17 protein-coding genes are annotated in these 18,779 nt (G+C 54.4%); 2 read left to right on the top strand and 15 right to left on the bottom strand.

Annotation, left to right across the window (positions count from 1 at the left end; all coding sequences use genetic code 11):
• Position 1: 1 nt before the first annotated feature.
• The 9 genes from ACFWUB_RS03920 to ACFWUB_RS03960 all read right to left on the bottom strand — a co-directional run bounded on the left by ACFWUB_RS03920 (position 2) and on the right by ACFWUB_RS03960 (position 10,404).
• Positions 2 to 1,339, bottom strand: coding sequence for a 3-deoxy-D-manno-octulosonic acid transferase (locus tag ACFWUB_RS03920; RefSeq protein ID WP_292108255.1), 1,338 nt, complete (start codon positions 1,337 to 1,339; stop codon positions 2 to 4).
• A gap of 5 nt (positions 1,340 to 1,344) precedes the next feature.
• Complete coding sequence (gene msbA / locus ACFWUB_RS03925; RefSeq protein ID WP_302681227.1) at positions 1,345 to 3,111, bottom strand: lipid A export permease/ATP-binding protein MsbA; 1,767 nt, start codon at positions 3,109 to 3,111, stop codon at positions 1,345 to 1,347.
• The gene (lpxB, locus tag ACFWUB_RS03930) at positions 3,095 to 4,249 is read right to left on the bottom strand and encodes a lipid-A-disaccharide synthase (RefSeq protein ID WP_020310771.1); all 1,155 of its coding nucleotides are present in this window, start codon (positions 4,247 to 4,249) and stop codon (positions 3,095 to 3,097) included. Before lpxB ends, msbA begins: the two co-directional genes overlap by 17 nt.
• An 8-nt stretch (positions 4,250 to 4,257) precedes the next feature.
• Entirely contained in the window at positions 4,258 to 5,073 is an 816-nt protein-coding gene (locus ACFWUB_RS03935) for an LpxI family protein (protein WP_020310772.1), read from the bottom strand.
• A gap of 124 nt (positions 5,074 to 5,197) precedes the next feature.
• Positions 5,198 to 6,010 carry an acyl-ACP--UDP-N-acetylglucosamine O-acyltransferase gene (gene lpxA, locus ACFWUB_RS03940; protein ID WP_022498081.1) on the bottom strand — a complete coding sequence of 271 codons (813 nt, stop codon included), beginning with the start codon at positions 6,008 to 6,010 and terminating at the stop codon, positions 5,198 to 5,200.
• 203 nt (positions 6,011 to 6,213) lie between these two features.
• Positions 6,214 to 6,660 carry a 3-hydroxyacyl-ACP dehydratase FabZ gene (gene fabZ, locus ACFWUB_RS03945; RefSeq protein ID WP_020310774.1) on the bottom strand — a complete coding sequence of 149 codons (447 nt, stop codon included), beginning with the start codon at positions 6,658 to 6,660 and terminating at the stop codon, positions 6,214 to 6,216.
• 17 nt (positions 6,661 to 6,677) lie between these two features.
• Positions 6,678 to 7,511, bottom strand: coding sequence for a UDP-3-O-acyl-N-acetylglucosamine deacetylase (gene lpxC, locus ACFWUB_RS03950; protein WP_292260508.1), 834 nt, complete (start codon positions 7,509 to 7,511; stop codon positions 6,678 to 6,680).
• A gap of 202 nt (positions 7,512 to 7,713) precedes the next feature.
• Positions 7,714 to 9,147 carry an argininosuccinate lyase gene (gene argH / locus ACFWUB_RS03955; RefSeq protein WP_020310776.1) on the bottom strand — a complete coding sequence of 478 codons (1,434 nt, stop codon included), beginning with the start codon at positions 9,145 to 9,147 and terminating at the stop codon, positions 7,714 to 7,716.
• A 12-nt stretch (positions 9,148 to 9,159) separates the two neighbouring features.
• Complete coding sequence (locus ACFWUB_RS03960; RefSeq protein WP_020310777.1) at positions 9,160 to 10,404, bottom strand: argininosuccinate synthase; 1,245 nt, start codon at positions 10,402 to 10,404, stop codon at positions 9,160 to 9,162.
• A 197-nt stretch (positions 10,405 to 10,601) separates the two neighbouring features.
• Here ACFWUB_RS03960 and ACFWUB_RS03965 point away from each other — a divergent pair, with 197 nt between their 5' ends.
• On the top strand, positions 10,602 to 11,396 hold the full coding sequence (locus ACFWUB_RS03965; protein ID WP_020310778.1) for a transglycosylase domain-containing protein: 795 nt from the start codon (positions 10,602 to 10,604) through the stop codon (positions 11,394 to 11,396).
• A 238-nt stretch (positions 11,397 to 11,634) separates the two neighbouring features.
• On the opposite strand, the gene ACFWUB_RS03970 is transcribed toward ACFWUB_RS03965, so the two are convergent.
• Together ACFWUB_RS03970 and ACFWUB_RS03975 are read right to left on the bottom strand one after the other, a co-directional pair.
• Positions 11,635 to 12,084 carry a flavodoxin family protein gene (locus ACFWUB_RS03970; RefSeq protein ID WP_292300176.1) on the bottom strand — a complete coding sequence of 150 codons (450 nt, stop codon included), beginning with the start codon at positions 12,082 to 12,084 and terminating at the stop codon, positions 11,635 to 11,637.
• Positions 12,085 to 12,334: 250 nt separating this feature from the next.
• Positions 12,335 to 13,735 (bottom strand): FAD-binding oxidoreductase, encoded by a 1,401-nt coding sequence (locus tag ACFWUB_RS03975; protein WP_416184263.1) that lies wholly within the window; start codon positions 13,733 to 13,735, stop codon positions 12,335 to 12,337.
• A 359-nt stretch (positions 13,736 to 14,094) separates the two neighbouring features.
• Between ACFWUB_RS03975 and ACFWUB_RS03980 the strand changes: the two genes are divergently transcribed.
• On the top strand, positions 14,095 to 15,156 hold the full coding sequence (locus ACFWUB_RS03980) for an RNA-guided endonuclease TnpB family protein (RefSeq protein WP_416184264.1): 1,062 nt from the start codon (positions 14,095 to 14,097) through the stop codon (positions 15,154 to 15,156).
• Between the two features lie 336 nt (positions 15,157 to 15,492).
• On the opposite strand, the gene larA is transcribed toward ACFWUB_RS03980, so the two are convergent.
• Genes larA through ispE form a run of 4 tightly spaced genes read right to left on the bottom strand, consistent with a single transcriptional unit; the run spans position 15,493 to position 18,605 of the window.
• Complete coding sequence (gene larA / locus ACFWUB_RS03985; protein WP_416184265.1) at positions 15,493 to 16,782, bottom strand: nickel-dependent lactate racemase; 1,290 nt, start codon at positions 16,780 to 16,782, stop codon at positions 15,493 to 15,495.
• Between the two features lie 32 nt (positions 16,783 to 16,814).
• Positions 16,815 to 16,976: a hypothetical protein gene (locus ACFWUB_RS03990; protein ID WP_014015072.1), complete on the bottom strand. Its 162-nt coding sequence runs from the start codon at positions 16,974 to 16,976 to the stop codon at positions 16,815 to 16,817.
• Between the two features lie 20 nt (positions 16,977 to 16,996).
• Positions 16,997 to 17,734, bottom strand: a complete 738-nt coding sequence (locus ACFWUB_RS03995) for a GntR family transcriptional regulator (RefSeq protein WP_020723879.1) — start codon at positions 17,732 to 17,734, stop codon at positions 16,997 to 16,999.
• 22 nt (positions 17,735 to 17,756) lie between these two features.
• Positions 17,757 to 18,605, bottom strand: coding sequence for a 4-(cytidine 5'-diphospho)-2-C-methyl-D-erythritol kinase (ispE, locus tag ACFWUB_RS04000; RefSeq protein WP_292281297.1), 849 nt, complete (start codon positions 18,603 to 18,605; stop codon positions 17,757 to 17,759).
• Between the last annotated feature and the right edge of the window lie 174 nt (positions 18,606 to 18,779).

The following is an 18,779-nucleotide window of genomic DNA, read 5'->3' on the forward strand; positions in this document are numbered from 1 at the left end:
CTCACCTCCCGCCGTGGACGTCGTCCAGCATCTTCTGCAGCTGTTCCAGGTTCTTGCGCGTAGCCCCCTGGTTTTCCTGGACGACTTCGATGCAGCTGCGCTTCATGGCTTCGGCCCGGTCGGGATGGATGAGGATATCCAGGCAGGTGTCGATGAATTCCTTTTCATTCTTGACCATGACGCAGGCGCCGCGGCTGCTGAGGAGATCGAAGATTTCGACGAAGTTGAACATATTGGGACCGACGACGATGGGCTTGCCATGAGCTGCCGGTTCCAGGATATTATGGCCGCCGATATGGGCCAGGCTGCCGCCGACGAAGATGAGGTCGCCCAGGCTGTAGACGCGCCCCAGTTCGCCGATGGTATCGAGGATGACGCCGTCGTATTCGGACCGGATCGGTTTCCCGGCCTTCATATCGCTACGCTTGACCATAGTGACGCCGTGCTTGATGCCTTCGTCGATGATGAGATCGGCCTGATAGATATAGCGCGGGGCGATGATCAATTTGGCTTCCGGGAAATGGTCCCGTATCTTGACGAAGGCCTTGTAGACCGAGCCGTTCTCCCCTTTGTGGGTACTGCCGGCGATCATGATGGGATACGTCCCTTCGGCAAAGCCCAGTTCGTGGAGGAAGCGCTTCTTTTCGGCTTCCGTGACGATGCCATAGGTCTGGTCGTACTTGGTGTTGCCCGTGACGATGACCTTGTTGGGATCGGCGCCGATGTCGATGATATACTGGGCGTCGATGCGGCTCTGCATGCAGAACATGCGTATCGTCGACAAGACGCGGCGCGTAAAGAAGGTAATCATGCGGTAACGGACAGCACTGCGCTGGCTGATGCGGCCGTTCATCATCATGACCGGAATATGCTTATCTGCGGCGATGCGCAGGAAATTCGGCCAGATTTCCGTTTCTACCAGGACGATGGCCTGGGGATTGACGATGGTCAGGATGCGGTTGGTCAGATACGGCAGGTCCAGCGGGAAATAGAGGATCCCGTCGGCGCCCTTGATGATCTGATGGGCCATGTGGAAGCCCGTCGCCGTGACGACAGAGACGATGATGACTTCGTCGGGATGGGTCTTGCGCATTTCCCGGACAATCGGGCTGGCCGCGACGATTTCCCCGACCGACGCGGCATGGACCCAGATGGCATGGCGATTGGATATTTTATCTTTTAATTCTTCCGGCAAGAAGCCGATGCTCTGTTTGATGCGCTGATAAAATCCTTCTTCCCTGATGAGCCGGTAAATGAGCATGGGAATGAGCGTAGCCCAATAGATGAGGAGCAGGATATTATACAGCCAGTACATGGGGTGCGATTTTAGATTCTTCATCACAATCAACCTTCTGACGCTGTTTCTTCCGTAGTATCGTTGAACTGTACGGCATAGAGATGGGCATAGAGGCCGTCTTTTGCCAGTAGTTCATCATGGGTCCCCTCTTCGACGATGCGGCCGTGGTCGATGACGACGATGTTGTCGGCATTGCGGACCGTGCTCAGGCGGTGGGCGATGACGACGGCCGTGCGGCCTTCCATGAGGCGGTCCAGGGCAGCCTGGACGATCTTTTCGCTTTCCGTATCGAGAGCCGACGTCGCTTCATCGAGGATGAGGATGCGCGGGTTCTTGAGGATGGCCCGGGCAATGGCGATGCGCTGGCGCTGGCCGCCGGACAGGGAGCTGCCGCGGTCGCCGACGAGGGCTTCGTAGCCGCCGGGCAGTTCCCGGATGAAGTCATGGGCATTGGCGGCTTTGGCAGCGGCGACGACTTCTTCGTCCGTCGCATCGAGGTGGCCGTAGAGGATGTTCTCCCGGACCGTAGCGTTGAAAAGCATCGTTTCCTGCGGGACCAGGCCGATCTGCTGGCGCAGGGACGAGAAGGTGACGTCGCGGACGTCAATGCCATCGATGGTCAGACTGCCGCCCGTGACATCGTAGAAACGGGGCAGCAAGTTGGCGACCGTCGATTTGCCGGCACCGCTGGGGCCGACGAGGGCGACGACTTCGCCAGGGGCGACTTTCAAATTGAAATCGGTAAGGGCCGGGTGGTCTTTGTCATAGGCAAAGGAGACATGGTTGAATTCGACTTCCCCTTTGACCGGCGGCAAGACGATGGCGTCCGGCTTTTCCTTGACATCCGGTTCGGTGTCGATGGTTTCAAAGACGCGGTCGGCAGCGGCCAGGGATTTCTGGATATCGCCGTAGATTTCACTGATTCGGCGGACCGGGTTGGCCAGGTTGATGGCGTAGATGAGGAAGGCGATGAGGGCGCCGGCCGTCATTTCGCCGTCGATGACGCTCATGCCGCCGTACCAGATGATGCCCGTGACAGCGATGGCTGCGAAGAACTGGATGAACGGCGTCAGCAGGGCCGTCAGTTTGGTCGTCGTCATGAGAGCCCAGAAGTTGCGGTCGTTCTGGACCATGAAGCGGCGGATTTCAAAGTCCTCCCGGTTGAAGGAGCGGATGATGCGGATCCCCGAAATAGCCTCTTCCAAAAGCGACGTAATGTCAGCCATCTTGCCCTGGACGTCATGGCCGGCCCGGCGCAGGCGGGAGCCGAAGAAGTTGATCGTAAAGACGACGAGGGGGACGATGACCAAGGTCAACAGGGTCAGCTTCCAGTAGAGGAAGAGCATGGACCCCAGGGAGCCGACGAGGATGACCGCTTCCTGGACGAAGGAAATGAGGTTGCCTGCAATGGCCGTCTGCAAAGCCGTGACGTCATTGGTCAGGTTGCTCATGATATTGCCCGTCTTGTGCTTGTCGAAGTACGACAGGGACAGGGTCTGCAAGTGACGATACAGGGTTTCGCGGATATCGTTGACGATTTTCTGGCCAACGAAACTCATGAGGTATTTCTGGCCGAAATAGAAGAACCCGCGGAGCAGGAAGAGGACCAGGATACCGATGACGATGAGGTTCAGCGTGTAGATATCCTTATTGGCCAGGACCTTATCGATGACGTCCTTGATGAGCCACGGGACGACGACGTCGCTCGCCCCGGACAGGGCCATACAGATGACGGCGACGACGAGGCGCATCTTGTACGGCTTGATGAACATTAATAATCTCTTATAACTTTGCCAACTATTGTATTGCTTCATGGGCACCTCTTTCTCTTGCAAAATCTAAGATAGCCTGGGCCGTCCGCTGGACAGCGCCGGGTTCCCCCATCGTGCGGCGGACGGCCGCCAGGGATTTGTGCAATGCTTCACGGTGCACTTTATCGGTGATCATAGGCACCATGGCGGCAGCGATGTTTTCCGGCGTCACCTCATCCTGCCACAATTCAGGGATGACCCGATGGCCCATGATGATGTTCGGCAGGCCGATGCTGTCGATATGGACCAGGACTTTCGATAACCAGTAAGTCAGGCGGTTGACGCGGTACACCAGGAGCGTCGGCAGGCCCATGAGGGCCGTTTCCAGCGTCGCCGTCCCCGAAGCCGCGATGGCTGCCGTACTGAGATTCATCATATCGTATACTTTTTCTTCACCGACCGTGACGGCGACGCCTGAAGCCCGGATGATCTCATCGAGGAGGCCTTCGTCGATAGTCGACGCCTTGGGCAGGATGAACTGGACGTCCCCTGCCTCTTTGCGGATGAGCTTGGCCGCTTCCAGCATACACGGCAGGAGGCCGCGTACTTCCTGGACCCGGCTGCCCGGCATGAGGAGGACCGTCTTCTTCCGTTCGTCCAGTCCGAAATGAGCACAGGCCTCGCGGCGGCTCATGGTCGCATGGACCGTATCGACCAGGGGATGGCCGGCATAGATGACATTCGTCCCCATGTCTTCATACATCTTGGCTTCAAAGGGAAAGAGGGAAATGGCCAGATCCGTATACTTGGCAATGGTCTTGCCGCGGCTCTTGTGCCAGGCCCAGATGGTCGGCAGGATATAATAGACGACGGGGATGCCCGCCGCTTTGGCCACCTTGATGAGGCGCATGTTGAAGCCCGGATAGTCGATGCAGACCAGGACATCGGGCTTTTCTTTACGCATCGTATCGACGAGGAAGTCGCGGAGGCGGAAGAAAAAGGGAATCTTGCGGATGATTTCCCCGACGCCGATGACGCCTAAGTTCTTGATGTCATAGACGATGTCGACGCCGGCCGCTGCCATTTCCTTGCCGCCCATACCGAGCAGTTCGATCTGCGGATCCAGTTCGCGCAGGGACCGGGCCAAATTGGCCCCGTGCAGGTCGCCCGACGCCTCACCGGCAGAAAACATGATTTTCATAGGCTCTCCTAAAAATTCTTATCGACAGCACAGATACAGATATCGTGGCGGTTGGCCAGGTCCAGGACTTCGTCCTGTTCGACGAAGAGCGTCCGGCCGGCTTCCATGGCCAGGACATTGCAATGGCTTTCAATCATGGACAAGATGGTCTGCTTGCCCACGGCAGGCACGTCGAAACGCGGGTCCTGGTTGGGCTTGGCCACTTTGACGACGACGGATTTTTCCCGTCCCAGGGCGCCGCCGCGGCGGATGCAAGCGTCGGTCCCTTCGATGGCTTCGACAGCCATGACGGCCTTGTGCTTGACGACGACAGTCTGGCCGATGTCCATGCCGCCCATGGCCTTGGCCGTGACGAAACCGAAGCGGATATCGTCTTCTTCCGACGCCGTCGGTTTACGGCGCGACAAGACACCGCAAGACGGCATGAGGGGTTTCAGGTACAGTGTCTGGTCGACGACTTCCAGGCCATCTTTGGCCAGTTCTTCGACGATGGCCAGCATGATCGTATCGTCCTTGCGGTTGCGCAGTTTCGCCAGCAGCTTGATAGCCCGCCAGTCAGGGAACTTCAAGCCTTTGAAGAGGATTTCCTTAGTGACCTTGCCAATCATGGTCACTTTGGCGACGCCATTCTTCTTGAGGGTCTTGATGACCTTATCCAGTTTGGCGACGTTGATTTCATAATAAGCATCTGCTTCGGCAGCCAGTTCCGGTTCGACATCACTGACGACGGCGATGACGACGACTTCGTGACCCAGCTGTTTGGCAGCGCGCATAAATTCTACAGGCAGTTTGCCGACACCGGCAAGCAATCCTACTTTTTCCATAGCAATCATCCTTATTCATAAAGAGAAATATTCATCTTTATATTATAACAAAAAAACAGGCCCCCTGTCAGCAAAAAAAGGGGCCATCGCAGACGCGAACCCCTTTTTAGCCAATAGCGGCTGCCTAATCTTTCGTCCCTCTGCAGATACCGCGGTCGGCATTGCGGAGGAAGCGGAGGAAATGTTCTACTTCTTCATAGCTGTCCAGTTCCTGTTCCATTTCGGCAATGGCCTGGCGCAGGTTCAGGCCGGAACGGTACAGGATGCGGAAAGCCTTCTTCAGTTCCCGGCGTACTTCTTCCGGAATCCCGGCCCGTGAAAGGCCGACACTGTTCAGCCCGATGCAGCGGGCCGGCTGACCGTCGGCGATGACGAAGGGCGGAATATCCTGGACGACTTTTGCCAGGCCGCCGATCATGCTGTTGCGGCCGATCTTAACGAACTGATGGACGCCGGCGATGCCGCCGATGACGACGCGGTCTTCGACGGTGACGTGGCCGGCCAGGCCGGCGCAGTTGCTCATGATGACGTGATTGCCGACGACGCAGTTATGAGCTACATGAGTGCAGGCCTGGAAGAGGCAGTCGTTGCCGATGCGCGTTTCTTCGCCTTCACCGGTGGCCGTACTGACGGTGACGAATTCCCGGAACACCGAGCGGTCGCCGATGATCAGGTAGCTCTTTTCACCGTGATATTTCAAATCCTGTGGTTCCGAACCGATGGAACAGCTCGGGAAAAACCTGCAGTCCTTACCGATCGTGGTCCAGCCGTCGATGGTAACGTGGGCCATGATTTCCGTACCATCGCCAATGGTAACGTGGGGCCCGATAACGGCATACGGCCCGATTTTGACACCGGCACCGATTTTTGCCTGCGGGTCTATAATAGCCGTCGGATGTATCATGCTCTGAGGCATGTTATTCGTTTCCTCGGTCATTAAAGTCACTCCTCGCTTCCCTGCCTGAGCGGCAGGCGCTTATTTTCAACCTAAATCACATATTATATACACTCGCAGAATACCAGTCCGGTTTTGCCGGGCAAAATCAGGCCTTTTCCCGCTATATTCCTCTGTATACTCGCAAATACGCCCATTTAGGCCGTTATTTAACATGCAGTAAAGATTTTTAAATTTTTCTTAACTTATTTTTTCGTGTTCTGACCCGGCATGAGGGCAAAGAGGTATTCCCCTTCGGCACAGAGTGTGTCGCCGACGTGACACTGGGCCTTGACCTTGCCCATGCGGCCTTTGATCTTTTCGATGTCAGCCCGCATGACCAGCTGGTCGCCAGGGATGACGGGATGGCGGAAGCGCAGTTTGTCGATGCCTGTAAAGAACGGGATGAGGCCGCGGTTTTCTTCCGGATAGAGCAGGGCTACGCCGCCGACCTGGGCCATGGCTTCGGCGATGAGGACGCCGGGCATGACCGGTTTTCCCGGGAAATGGCCCTGGAAAAATTGTTCATCGAAGGTCGCATTCTTGATGCCGATGGCATATTTCATCGGTTCAAGTTCGATGATGCGGTCTACGAGCAGCATGGGATAGCGATGCGGCAAAATTTCCATAATATCAGTTACTTCCAAAGTCATGAGAATTCCTCCTTAAATCACTGCATTTCTTCAAATATTTTATGGGTCAGCAGGTTGTTCAGTTTATGGCTCGATTTGACGGCGATGATGTGCCCTCGGACAGGACGGCCGAGCAGGGACAGGTCGCCGATGATATCGAGGACCTTATGACGGACCAGTTCGTCGTCACAGCGGGGAACGGACAGGCACGACGTCTTATCGTAGACGACGACGTTTTCGATGGTACCCCCTTTGCCGAGGCCTAATTTCTTGAGCATTTCCAATTCTTCCGTAAAGGCGATGGTGCGGGCAAAGGAAATGTCGCGGACATACGATTCCTTGGTAATCGTCGTGTCCAGGAACTGCACGCCCAGCATGGGGTGCGGGTTGATCGAAGTGAAGGTGATGCGGAAGCCATCATAGGGCACGATGGCGATGAATTTATCGTCCTCCTGGACGAGATGCTGTTTTTGGACGGCCAGCAGGCGGCGCGGTGCGTCCAGGTCACGGATTCCCGCTTCTTCGATGAGCTTGACAAAAGTCAGGCTGCTTCCGTCGGCGACGGGCGGTTCGACCGAATCCATTTCGACGAAGCAGTTATCCACTTCCATGCCGCTCAAGGCGGACAGCAGATGTTCTACTGTGAAGACCTTGGCTTCCCCGTTTTCCAACGTCGTCGCCCGCATTGTATTGGTTACATTCGTGAGATGGGCTTGTACAGACGGTCTGCCGGGCAAATCCGTCCGGATAAAGACGATGCCTGTATCAGCCGGAGCCGGGCGCAATACCATATGAACTTCATTCGCAGCATGCAGGCCGATGCCGTTATATGAAACGTCATGAGCCAGCGTCGTTTGTGCTACTATTGACATAGGCAGGCCCCTCCTTTCCTGTTACGAGTAAGATAATTTTTTTCATACTTTTTTATTATACCTTATTTATAGGGTGTATGACAAGGGTGTTGTTCGTGGTTTCGGCCTGCGGCCTAGTGGTCCGTGGTTCGCGGCCCACCTAATTCCTTGCAAACGAAAAAGAGCCGCCCCAGGGGACAGCTCCTTTTCGTTCAATCGCTTTTTACTTCAATAGTTCATAGACAGAGGCGACGACGTCGTTCCAGGTTTCAATCTGGGCCTGTTCCCCATCCATGGCGGCTTTGCCGGCTTTACACTGGCGGGCCACGGACTGAGGCGACGTGCCGTTATACGTGTTACGCTGCTTGACGCAGGTTTCGATATCCAAGTAGTGATGGATGTCTTCTGCGAAGAGCGGGCTCATGGCCTGCAATTCCTGCAGCGATAACTGCTGTAATACCTTGCCCTGTTCGATGCAGTAGTGGACGGCCTTGCCGACGACGGCATGGGCTTCCCGGAAAGGAAGGCCTTTCTTGGCCAGGTAGTCGGCCATATCCGTCGCATTGGAAAAGTCGCTTTCCAGCACTTCCCGCATATGTTTGCCATTGACGGTCATCTTGTCGATCATGGCCGCATAGATGGTCAGGGCGAATTTCAAATTATCGATGGCATCGAAGACACCTTCTTTATCTTCCTGCATGTCCTTGTCGTAGGCCATGGGGATGCCCTTCATCATGGTCAGGACGCCCATGAGGTGGCCGTAGAACCGGCCCGTCTTGCCGCGGACGAGTTCGCAGATGTCGGGATTCTTCTTCTGGGGCATGATGGACGAGCCCGTGCAGTGGGAATCGTCGAGTTCGATGAACTTGAATTCCGAACTGGACCAGAGGATGAATTCTTCCGACAAGCGGCTGAGGTGCATCATCAGGACGGCTGCGAATTCCAGGAAGGCGATGATGTAGTCCCGGTCGCTGACGGCATCGAGACTGTTGTCGTAAATCTTGCCGAAATGCAGGGTCTTGGCGACGAAAGGCTGGTCGAGGGGATACGTCGTGCCAGCCAGGGCACCGGCACCGAGGGGCATGATATCGGCCATGTCCCAGGCGTATTTCAAGTGGATGAAGTCACGGGACAGCATGGAGAAATAGGCCATGAGGTGGTGGCTGAAGAGGATCGGCTGGGCCCGCTGGAGGTGGGTATAGCCCGGCATGATGACGTCGCTGTACTTTTCTGCAGCCTTGACCAGCGATTCCTGGAGCTTGACCAGGAGCTTGGCGACGGCGGCGATTTCGCGGCGGACATACATGTGCGTATCCAAGGCGACCTGATCGTTGCGGCTGCGGCCGGTATGCAGGCGCTTGCCGGCTTCGCCGATGGCATCGGTCAGTCGTTTTTCGATGTTCATGTGGATGTCTTCCAGCTCGACGGAGAAATCGAAGTTCCCGTCTTCGATCTGCTGGAAAATAGCCTTCAAGCCCTTGACGATGGCGTCTTTGTCTTCCTGGGAGATGATGCCCTGTTTGGCCAGCATCGTCGCATGGGCAATGCTGCCGCAGATATCTTCAGCATACATGCGGCAATCGAACTGGATGGACGCATTGAATTCTTCTACACTTTTATCCGTGGCCTTGGTAAAACGGCCGCCCCATAACTTCATACGAATCGCTCCTTATTTACCCTGTTTTTCTACGTGCTGTTTCATGAGGGCCCGCATCTTGAGCGGCAGGCCGAAGAGGTTGATGAAGCCTTCGGCATCGGTCTGGTCATATACGTCGTCTTCGCCGAAGGTGACGAATTCTTCGTTGTACAAGGAGTACGGCGATGTAGAACCAGCGCTGATGATGTTGCCCTTATAGAGTTTCAATGTAACCTGGCCGGTAACGGTCTTCTGCGTTTCATCGACGAAAGCCGACAGGGCTTCGCGGAGCGGCGAGAACCATTTGCCGTCATAGACGAGTTCGGCAAATTTGTTGGCCACATTTTCTTTATAGTGATACGTGTCGCGGTCGAGGCAGAGGTATTCCAATTCTCTGTGAGCATACATGATGATGGCACCGCCCGGGTTTTCATAGATGCCACGGCTCTTCATGCCGACCAGCCGGTTTTCGACGATATCGACGATGCCGACGCCGTTGCGGGCACCGATTTCATTGAGGGCCGTAATGAGTTCGACAGCACCCAGTTTCTGACCGTTGACGGCAACAGGGACGCCCTGTTCAAAGTCGATCTTGACGTATTCCGGAGCATCCGGAGCCTGTTCCGGCGTCTTGGTGACCATGTAGACCATGTCTTTCGGGGCATTGGCCGGGTTTTCCAGGTCGTCCCCTTCATGGCTCAGGTGCCAGATGTTCCAGTCCATGCTGTAGGGATAGGGATTTTCTTCGGACTGATAGTCGATGGGGACGTTGTGGGCTTCAGCGTATTTCAGTTCGTCTTCACGGGATTTGAGGTCCCACATCCGCCAGGGAGCGATGAGGGTCATTTCCGGAGCCAGGGCTTTGACGGTCAATTCAAAGCGGACCTGGTCGTTGCCCTTGCCTGTAGCGCCGTGAGCGATGGCATCGGCGCCTTCTTTCTTGGCGACTTCGACGAGTTTCTTGGAAATAAGGGGCCGAGCGAAGGACGTGCCCAAGAGGTATTTGCCTTCATAGACAGCACCGGCTTTGACCGTCGGCCAAACGTACTGTTCCATGAATTCTTTTTTGATGTCCATGACATAGACTTTGGAAGCGCCCGAAGCATAGGCTTTCTTTTCAATGGCTTCAAAGTCGTCCGGCTGGCCGACGTCGGCGCAGGCAGCGATGACTTCGGCGCCAGGATAGTTTTCCTTCAGCCAGGGAATGATGACCGACGTATCGAGGCCGCCGGAATAAGCCAGGACAATTTTTTTAATATCTTTTTTCGTGTTACTCATGATGATTTCCTCCTCTATCTGATGAACCAAAGCGATTGATTTGTGTTTGTTTCTGTCTACGTTTGACAGTATACACCCAGTTGAAATATTATGCAAGTATTTTGCATAAAAAATTTGCAAACTTTTTTTTACAGGCCTGTCAATTCCCTCGCCCTGCAAAGTATAGTATAATAAAAGTGTTTAGTAGGAGGAATTCAATGAAACTAAAATACATCGCCATCTTTGCCCTGGCCTTTGCCATCTGTGCCGGCTGGAACCTGCTCTTCGACGCGCCGAAAACGGCCAAGCCTGCCGTCGAGACGGCGGCCAAGCTCCAAGAAGAAAAGGAACCGCAGGGAAGCTGGCCGGCACCGCTGCGGCCGCTGGAAATCCGGATCTATCCGTACCTGCACTTCCACGAAGCTATGGACAACAAGATCAAGAAAATCCCCGTCTACGTAGCCATCAACGCCATTTCCAAGCCCATGCAGCATGCCGTCGTCGCCACGGAAGACCGCCGCTTCTACGACCACGGTGCCATCGACCCGATCGGCATCATCCGGGCCGTCCTGGTCAACATCGAATCCGGTGAGACCGTCGAAGGCGGCAGCACCATCAGCCAGCAGGTCGTCAAGAATGTCTTCCTTTCCCAGGACCGGACCATGGCCCGCAAGGCCCAGGAATTCGTCATGGCCTTCTTGCTGGAACATTACTACAGCAAAGATGAAATCCTGGAAATCTATTTGAATACAGCCTATTTCGGCGCCAACGCCACGGGCATCGACGACGCGGCCCGGACGTATTTCACGACGACGCCGGAAAAACTGGACCTGGCCCAGGCATCCATGCTGGCCGGCCTGGTACAGGCGCCGACCTACTATAATCCCCTGAAAAATTACGACGCTGCCAAAGCCCGGCAGAAAACAGTCCTGACCTTGATGGCAGAACAAGGCTATATCAGCCCGGAACAAGGCGCAGAAGCTTATAAAAAAGAGATTCTCGAACGAAAGTAGCTGCTATCAGGCGGGACGCCCTCGTAACGAGCATCCGCCGTCTGTAGTAGGGGCCGTCCCAAAGGGCGGCCCGCTGTGAGATTCAGATACAGGCCATTTAGGATGATGGCAAGCTTTTTTACCGCGAGTCATTCGTCATGGTAAGGGAATGCACATAATTCAAGGCGGGACGCCCTATGGGCGTCCCCTACAGCAAAAAAAAGGCGCTGTCTTCATGCGACAGCGCCTTTTCTGCAGCTTACTGGCCTTTGAGGCGGCTCAGTGTATCCTGGGCAAAGGCCTTGGCCCGGTCCAGGTGCAGGTCTTCCCCCGCTTCCGGCCGATGCATGTACTTGTCCTTGTCCGTCCAGGCGACGTACGTCCCTATGACGCCGCTGCCAGGCTTGAGGAGCTCTACGGCACTGCGCAGGTGCTTGGAGGCCTGATCCGAATAGGGATCGTCGTAGAGCGTGGCAAAGACGGCGACGTGGTCGTTGCCGATTTTCTTCAACGCTTCCTGCCCTTTAGGGTCCGCCTGGTTCTCGTCGATCCAAAAACCGGCAAAGACGCAGTCATACGATGAAAAGTCATCGGGCATGTCGTCGACACTGACGCAGGGCGTCCCCTGCGGAAGGCCTGCGGCGATGGCATGTGCAATTTGTTCAATACGTCCGGTCTGAGAAGAATACACAACAATGGCGTTCATCATAACACCTCCTTTTTATATTTTGATACTAATTATCGTTTTATGTACTACTAGTATAACATAAAAAGGCTGCCATTGTCCAATAGTTAATTTATAATTTTAAGCTGTTTCTTTATAGTTTAAAGTAATACGTTTAAGTAAACCTCTCAGACCGCCTTCGGCGGCCAGCTCCCCTATCAGGGGAGCCTTTCGTCCTGTCGCATGATAACGTAAACGGGCGCCCCACGTGGGCGCCCCTACAACTTAAACTTATTTAGTTTTCTTCGATGACTTTCCCCGGGTTGAGGATCCATTTCGGGTCGACGGCGCGTTTGATGGTCTTCATGAGGTCCAATTCGGCCGGATCCGTATATTCTTCCATGTATTTCAGGCGCTTCAAGCCGATGCCGTGTTCACCGGACAGGCGGCCGCCCAAGCCGTAGACGTATTTATACGCTTTGGCCCGGAATTCCTTCAGCTGTTTTTCCCAGTCTTCGTCGCTCATATCGCATTTGAGGATCTGGAAATGGAGGTTGCCGTCACCGGCGTGGGCCAGGCAGAAGACGCGGAAATCGTAGTTCTTGCTTTCCTTGACCAGGGTCTGGATGCAGTCGGCGATTTTCGTGACCGGAACGACCAAGTCTTCCGACGTGGCGACTTTCGAGAAGACGCGCGTGCTTTCCAGGCAGTTGCGGCGGACTTTCCAGACGCGGTCGTCGGCTTCGACGATGTCCGTAGCCCCACATTCTTCACAGACAGCGGCCAATTTTTCCATTTTATCGTCCAATTCGTCTTCATTGAAGGTTTCGATGGAAATGATATCATAACAGCCATCTTCGTAGTGAGGCAGTTTCAAGTCGCTGTAATCGCTGGCGCTGCGGACGAAGTTGTTATCCATGAATTCGACAGATGTCGGGTTGAGGCCGGCTTTAATCAGTTTCGGTACCAGAGCCGTCGCCTTGGCCAGGTCCGTGAAGACGGCCAGGACGTCGAGTTTATACGGCGGCAAGGGAACGAGCTTCAACGTTGCCTTGGTGATGATGCCCAAGGTTCCTTCGGAACCGATGATAAGCTGGTCCAGGCAGAAGCCGGTCGAGCATTTCTTTAAAGTAGCGCCGAGGTTGACGATCTTGCCCGTCGGCAGGACGGCTTCGATGGAGTAGACCTGGTGGCGCGTCGTGCCATAGCGGACGGCTTTGTTGCCGCCGGCGTTGGTAGCCAAGTTGCCGCCGATGAGGCAGCTGTCGGAGCTGCACGGGTCACCGGCGTAGAGCAGGCCCTTTTCGCGGGCTGCATTCTGGATGTCGATAGTGCGGACACCGGCTTCGACGGTCATATACATGCCATCTTCGTTCAATTCGATGATGTGGTTCATCCGTTCCATGAGCAGGACGATGCCTTTATAAGCCGGAACGGCGCCGCAGCTGACGCTGGTGCCGGCACTGCGCGGCGTGACCGGGACGTCGAAGCGGTTGGCGATCTTCATGATTTCCGAAACTTCCTGGGTATTAGCCGGCAGGACGACGACTTCCGGCGTCTTCCAGAAGGACGGTGCCAGGCTTTCATCGGATTTATAGATGTCCAGGACATCGGCATCGGTCTTTACATAATTATCACCGACGACGGCTTTCAAAGCGTCGATGACTTCAGCTGTAACCGGATTATATTCTTTCATTGTAAGAACCCCTTTACTTTTTAATGAAAAATGGAACCATCATTTCACTTATTGCAACTATTTCTCGTGAATTATGAATATTATAGTACACAAGGTGCCATTTGTCTTGGAAATTGTAAAAAAAAGATATACAGTTTAGTCATTTTAACCTGATTCTGCAAGAAGTCTCCCGCCTCTTTAGGCGGTGAGATGAATTGCAGGTTTTTCTGAGGGCTCGATGCCATCAGAAAAACAATAGCTTCACAAGTTGATTTGCAGTATAATCAGTAGTAAGAGTGAAAGTATATAGAAAGTCAAGGCAGGTGATGATAGTGAATAAGGCATACCGATACAGAATCTATCCGACAACGGCACAGAAAATGATGTTTGCCAAGACCTTTGGGTGTGTCCGATTCATCTACAACAAGATGCTGAGTGACCGCATTGACTATTATAAGGAAACCGGCCAAAAGCTGAATAACACGCCTGCGCAGTACAAAGAAGACTTCCCTTGGCTAAAGGAAGTCGATAGTTTAGCCCTTGCCAATGCCCAAATGAACCTGAATAAGGCATACAGCCACTTTTGGAATGACAGCCAGCATTTCGGCAAGCCGCGCTTCAAGTCAAAGAAAAATTGTCGTGCTTCGTATTCTACGAACAACCAGAAAGGCTCTGTCCGAATCGAGGGCCATAAGGTGAAACTGCCGAAAGTCGGCTGGGTGAAACTATGCCAGCATCGTCCCTTGCCGGAGAACAGTATCATAAAGACCGTTACCATCAGCCAGACGCCATCAGGAAAGTACTATATCAGTATGCTGGTGGAGTATGAAAACCAAATACTCCCTGTCATACCGAAGACCTTCCTGGGCCTGGATTTTGCGATGCACGGTTTGTATGTGGCTTCCGATGAGGCGGATGCTAAGTATCCCAGTTTCCTGCGAACGGCAGAGAAAAGATTGGCTAAGGCACAGCGAAAGCTATCCAACAAGCAAAAAGGAAGTCACAACAGAGAAAAACAAAGGCTGCGCGTAGCTATTCTCCATGAGAAAGTGGCCAATCAACGCCGGGATTTCCTGCACAAGAAGGCCCGCTACCTTGCAGACCGCTATGATGCCATTGGCATTGAGGATATCAGCGTCAAAGCGATGGCAAAGCGGAAAAAGGGTGGTAAGTTCAGCTTTGGCAAATCCGTAGCGGACAATGGCTGGAATCTGTTCACGAACATGCTGGAATATAAGTTGGCTTGGCAAGGCAAACAGCTTATCAAGATAGACAAGTGGTATCCGAGCAGCCAGCTGTGTCACGTATGTGGCTACCGAACTAGTGAAACTAAAGATTTGGCTGTACGGGAATGGAATTGTCCCAAATGTGGCAGTCATCATGACAGGGATAAAAACGCAGCCATAAATATCCGAGAAGAAGCCAGGCGAATATCAGCCTGACGTAATCCATAAAATACCGTGGGTCGCACGGGAATCTACGCCTGTGGAGAGAGTGTAAGACGCCGCAACTCTTTGGAGTCAGTGGCGCTGTTCTCGTTGAAGCAGGAAGCTCCCGCCTCTATAGGCGGGAGTACGTTCACTACATGCACAAACGTAATAAATATGGTAAACGTATAACCGTAGAGCATAAAAGGCACTGTCACATGAAGACAGTACCTTTTTCCGTAGGGGTCGCCTAAAAGGCGACCCGCTGTGAATCGTGGGTATGAGCATTTGGGTATATGCTACGAACCACGAACACGATCGTCCCACAAACGTGCCGAACAGGACAAGCCCCTACTGCCGAACGGGGAAAGTGGCGGCGGCGTGGCCCATGACAGTGACTTTGTAGTCTTCCGGCAGATCGGCCTGCGCTTTTTCCCAGGCTTCTTCCAGGGTTGCTGCCGGGATGAGGCCGCTGTGACGGATGATGTCGAAGTTTTCCGGCCGCGTGACGACGTATACCGCCTTCATGGAGCGGAAAATGCAGTGCGACTTGAAGGCGACGAAGGCGGGAATGGAAAAGTCTGCCCGCAAGTCCCTTTCAAAGGCTTCCATGTCGCTGCGGAAGAACCAGTCCGTAAAGATGGCCGGTTCTTTGATATCCGGGCAGTCCAGGGTCAGGATCATCGTGCCGCCCGGCTTGGTGGCGAAGACGGCGTTCATGGGCGCCTTCATGCTCTGGTAGAGGTTCATGTCCTTGGGATAGCCGCCGGCCGATGCGATGGTAATATCCGCCAGTTCCTGGATGGGAACGCTGGCGATGTGCAGCAAGTCGTCACAGCCTTTTTTCCAGGCATCGTACCAATGGCCGCCGACGACTTCATAGAGATCGCCGTCTGCAGAAAAGACGGTGTTGACCAGAAAACAGGGATTGAGCAGGGCTGCGGCCTGTTTCATATCGTCGTGGAGGGGATTGTCTTCCAACAGACTCGTTTCGCATCGGGGATTGCAGCCGCCGCCAAAGGTATCGGTCAAGGCCATGGCGTGGTTGCGCATGATCGTTTCATAGCTGGCAACGCCGGGCAGGACGGCTTTGCGGCCGCCGCCAAAACCGGCCATGGGATGGAAGGATACGGCGCCGGTCAAGATGACTTTATCGGCCTGGACGACGTGCGAGTCGAGATAGACGTCATTGCCATGCGTCGTCGTCCCGATTTGGGTCAGCTGCGACGCATCGCGGCAGTCATGGCTGACGACTTTGACGCGCTTGACCATGTCTTCGCCGCAGACGATGACGTCTTCTTCCGGCCTATGGGCCCGGTGCGTCCCCTGGGCCGTGACGACGGTAATCTGTTCGTCCCGGACGCCGGCCTGGTTCAATTCATCGACGATGACCGGCAGCATCTGTGCCGTATGGACCAGACGGGTAATGTCACTGACGATGATAGCTACCGTATCGCCGGCCTGGACGACGTCTTTGAGCGGTGCGCTGCCGATAGGGTGGCGCAGAGCCTGTCGGATGGCTTCCTGTTCATCGGCTACGGCATCGACGGGATTGCCGTGCAGGTCATACAATACGTGTGCTTCATCGAGCGAAACGGTCTGTGTACCCTTCCCAAAGGGAAGAGAAAAAGTCTTCATCATAAAAAATACCCCTCTTTAATATAAATATAGTTTTAGAACAAGTTCCAGCGTCCCATGTACAAGGCGACCAGGGAGCGGATAAACAGACAGACGAACAAGATGTAGGTCAGGATATACAAAAAGTTTTCAAAGTCATCCATATGTTCCGACTTCTCGTGGACATGGCGGAAATGGTTCAAGAGAAAATGTCCCATCCGATGGTCGCTTCCTTTCCTTATTCTCCGCCGTGCGGAAATAATTCATGAACGCGCCGGGCCGACTCTTCGTCTTTGCTGATGCCCTTGAGCAGGGTCCGTTCGGAATTTTCCATGTGCTTCTTGGCGACTTTGCGGGCCATGGCACTGTTGTGATCGGCAATGTTTTCCACCATCTGCCGATGTTCTTCCCACGTCGCTGCCAGGCGGCCGGGATAGTGCATGGAAATGGAGCGGAAGCGCAGCATCTGTTCGCGCAGATTATTGAGTATATCGACGAGGCGCTGGTTCCGGCTGGCATGATAGAGGACGTCATGGAAACGGACGTCGGCATCGACGATCTTATCGAATTCGTCGTTGTCGATATATTCGTTGATTTCGACGAGGATCCGTTCCAGGTATTCCAGTTCGTCCGGCGTGATCCGTTCAGCTGCCAGGCCGGCTGCCAGTTCTTCCAGGGCGCTGCGGATCTCGAAGACCTGGGCGATATCCTTCAAGGAAATATCGGCGACATACGTCCCGCGCCGGGGAACCATGACGACGAAGCCTTCCAGTTCCAATTTGCGGATGGCTTCGCGGATCGGCGTCCGGCTGACGCCGAGTTCATCGGCCAGCTGGATTTCCATGAGCCGTTCCCCCGGTTTGAGTACGCCGTCCTTGATGGCCTGGCGCAGGGTTTCGCTGACGACTTCGCGCAGCGGCTTATAAGCATCTAATTTAATCGGTTCTAATGCATGTTGTCTTTTCGTGGTTTTCATCGTTCTATCTCTCACCTTCCACTCATTTCACTATGGCCGTCATGTATACGTCGACATCATGCCACGACGCCGTCTGGCTGCGGACGGTCTCTTCCTGTCCAGGCGGGACCAGGGCGAACACCGTCGGCCCACTGCCGGCCATGAGCGGCTGCAGGCCTAACGCGGTCAGGCGCTGCTGACAATCGGCGACTTGCGGCACATTGGGAATGATCAGTTCCTCAAAGGTATTCCCCATGGCCGCCGTCAATCCCTGGAAATCGCCGGCCCGGACGGCCTGCTCGACGGCATCGACAGCGACGGGCGCCGTCTGGATCCGGCTGTCGAACAGGGCATAGGCCTGTTTGGTCTGTACGGGCACGCGGGGATGGACGATGACCACGGACCACGCCGGCAGGGGCGGCAGGCGTTTCATTTCCTCGCCGATACCGGTGCCGCGCATGGTGCCGCCACAGATGCAGAAAGGCACGTCGGCACCGAGACCGGCACCGAGACGGCAGAGTTCTGTTTCTGGCAGCTCCAGCCCCCAGAGGCGGTTGAGGCCGCGCAGGACAGCGGCGCAATCGGTACTGCCGCCGGCCAGTCCGGCGGCGATGGGGATATGCTTTTCGATATGGATGGTCACTTGTTGATTGTCCTTTTTATACGGACAAAGTGCCTTCCAAGCCTTATAGGCCAGATTCGTTTCGTCGCAGGCCAGCGACGGCTGCGAACAAGTGAGCTCGAACGCATCGGCTTCGCTCACGGTCACGGTATCGCAAAGGCCTATCGATTGAAAGATAGTATCAATATTGTGATAACCATCGGCACGACGGCCAGTTATGGCCAGGGCCAGATTAATTTTCCCATATCCTTTTTCTACTATATTCATCATACTTTCACTCCGTGCATAAAATGTGCATTGTCTTATTGATTAAAATTTTCCCTATGTTATAATGAGACGACAGCAGAGAACAGCGCCCTTTGCGCATCCTCTGTGAATGCACACTTTCATCATTATACTATAATGATTATACCGTTTTTTCCTTTACTTTACAATTCTTCATTC

Source organism: Megasphaera sp. (assembly GCF_047831605.1).
Taxonomy (GTDB): Bacteria; Bacillota; Negativicutes; order Veillonellales; family Megasphaeraceae; genus Megasphaera; species Megasphaera intestinihominis.

Coding starts and splice junctions, on each gene's coding strand:
- ACFWUB_RS03990 (WP_014015072.1), bottom strand. CDS start 16,976: ATGGGACATTTTCTCTTGAACCATTTCCGCCATGTCCACGAGAAGTCG.
- larA (WP_416184265.1), bottom strand. CDS start 16,782: ATGATGAAGACTTTTTCTCTTCCCTTTGGGAAGGGTACACAGACCGTT.
- ACFWUB_RS03965 (WP_020310778.1), top strand. CDS start 10,602: ATGAAACTAAAATACATCGCCATCTTTGCCCTGGCCTTTGCCATCTGT.
- fabZ (WP_020310774.1), bottom strand. CDS start 6,660: ATGACTTTGGAAGTAACTGATATTATGGAAATTTTGCCGCATCGCTAT.
- ACFWUB_RS03975 (WP_416184263.1), bottom strand. CDS start 13,735: ATGAAAGAATATAATCCGGTTACAGCTGAAGTCATCGACGCTTTGAAA.
- ACFWUB_RS03960 (WP_020310777.1), bottom strand. CDS start 10,404: ATGAGTAACACGAAAAAAGATATTAAAAAAATTGTCCTGGCTTATTCC.
- ACFWUB_RS03920 (WP_292108255.1), bottom strand. CDS start 1,339: ATGAAGAATCTAAAATCGCACCCCATGTACTGGCTGTATAATATCCTG.
- ACFWUB_RS03970 (WP_292300176.1), bottom strand. CDS start 12,084: ATGATGAACGCCATTGTTGTGTATTCTTCTCAGACCGGACGTATTGAA.
- argH (WP_020310776.1), bottom strand. CDS start 9,147: ATGAAGTTATGGGGCGGCCGTTTTACCAAGGCCACGGATAAAAGTGTA.
- ispE (WP_292281297.1), bottom strand. CDS start 18,605: ATGATGAATATAGTAGAAAAAGGATATGGGAAAATTAATCTGGCCCTG.
- msbA (WP_302681227.1), bottom strand. CDS start 3,111: ATGAAGCAATACAATAGTTGGCAAAGTTATAAGAGATTATTAATGTTC.
- lpxB (WP_020310771.1), bottom strand. CDS start 4,249: ATGAAAATCATGTTTTCTGCCGGTGAGGCGTCGGGCGACCTGCACGGG.
- ACFWUB_RS03980 (WP_416184264.1), top strand. CDS start 14,095: ATGATGTTTGCCAAGACCTTTGGGTGTGTCCGATTCATCTACAACAAG.
- ACFWUB_RS03995 (WP_020723879.1), bottom strand. CDS start 17,734: ATGAAAACCACGAAAAGACAACATGCATTAGAACCGATTAAATTAGAT.
- lpxC (WP_292260508.1), bottom strand. CDS start 7,511: ATGTCAATAGTAGCACAAACGACGCTGGCTCATGACGTTTCATATAAC.
- ACFWUB_RS03935 (WP_020310772.1), bottom strand. CDS start 5,073: ATGGAAAAAGTAGGATTGCTTGCCGGTGTCGGCAAACTGCCTGTAGAA.
- lpxA (WP_022498081.1), bottom strand. CDS start 6,010: ATGACCGAGGAAACGAATAACATGCCTCAGAGCATGATACATCCGACG.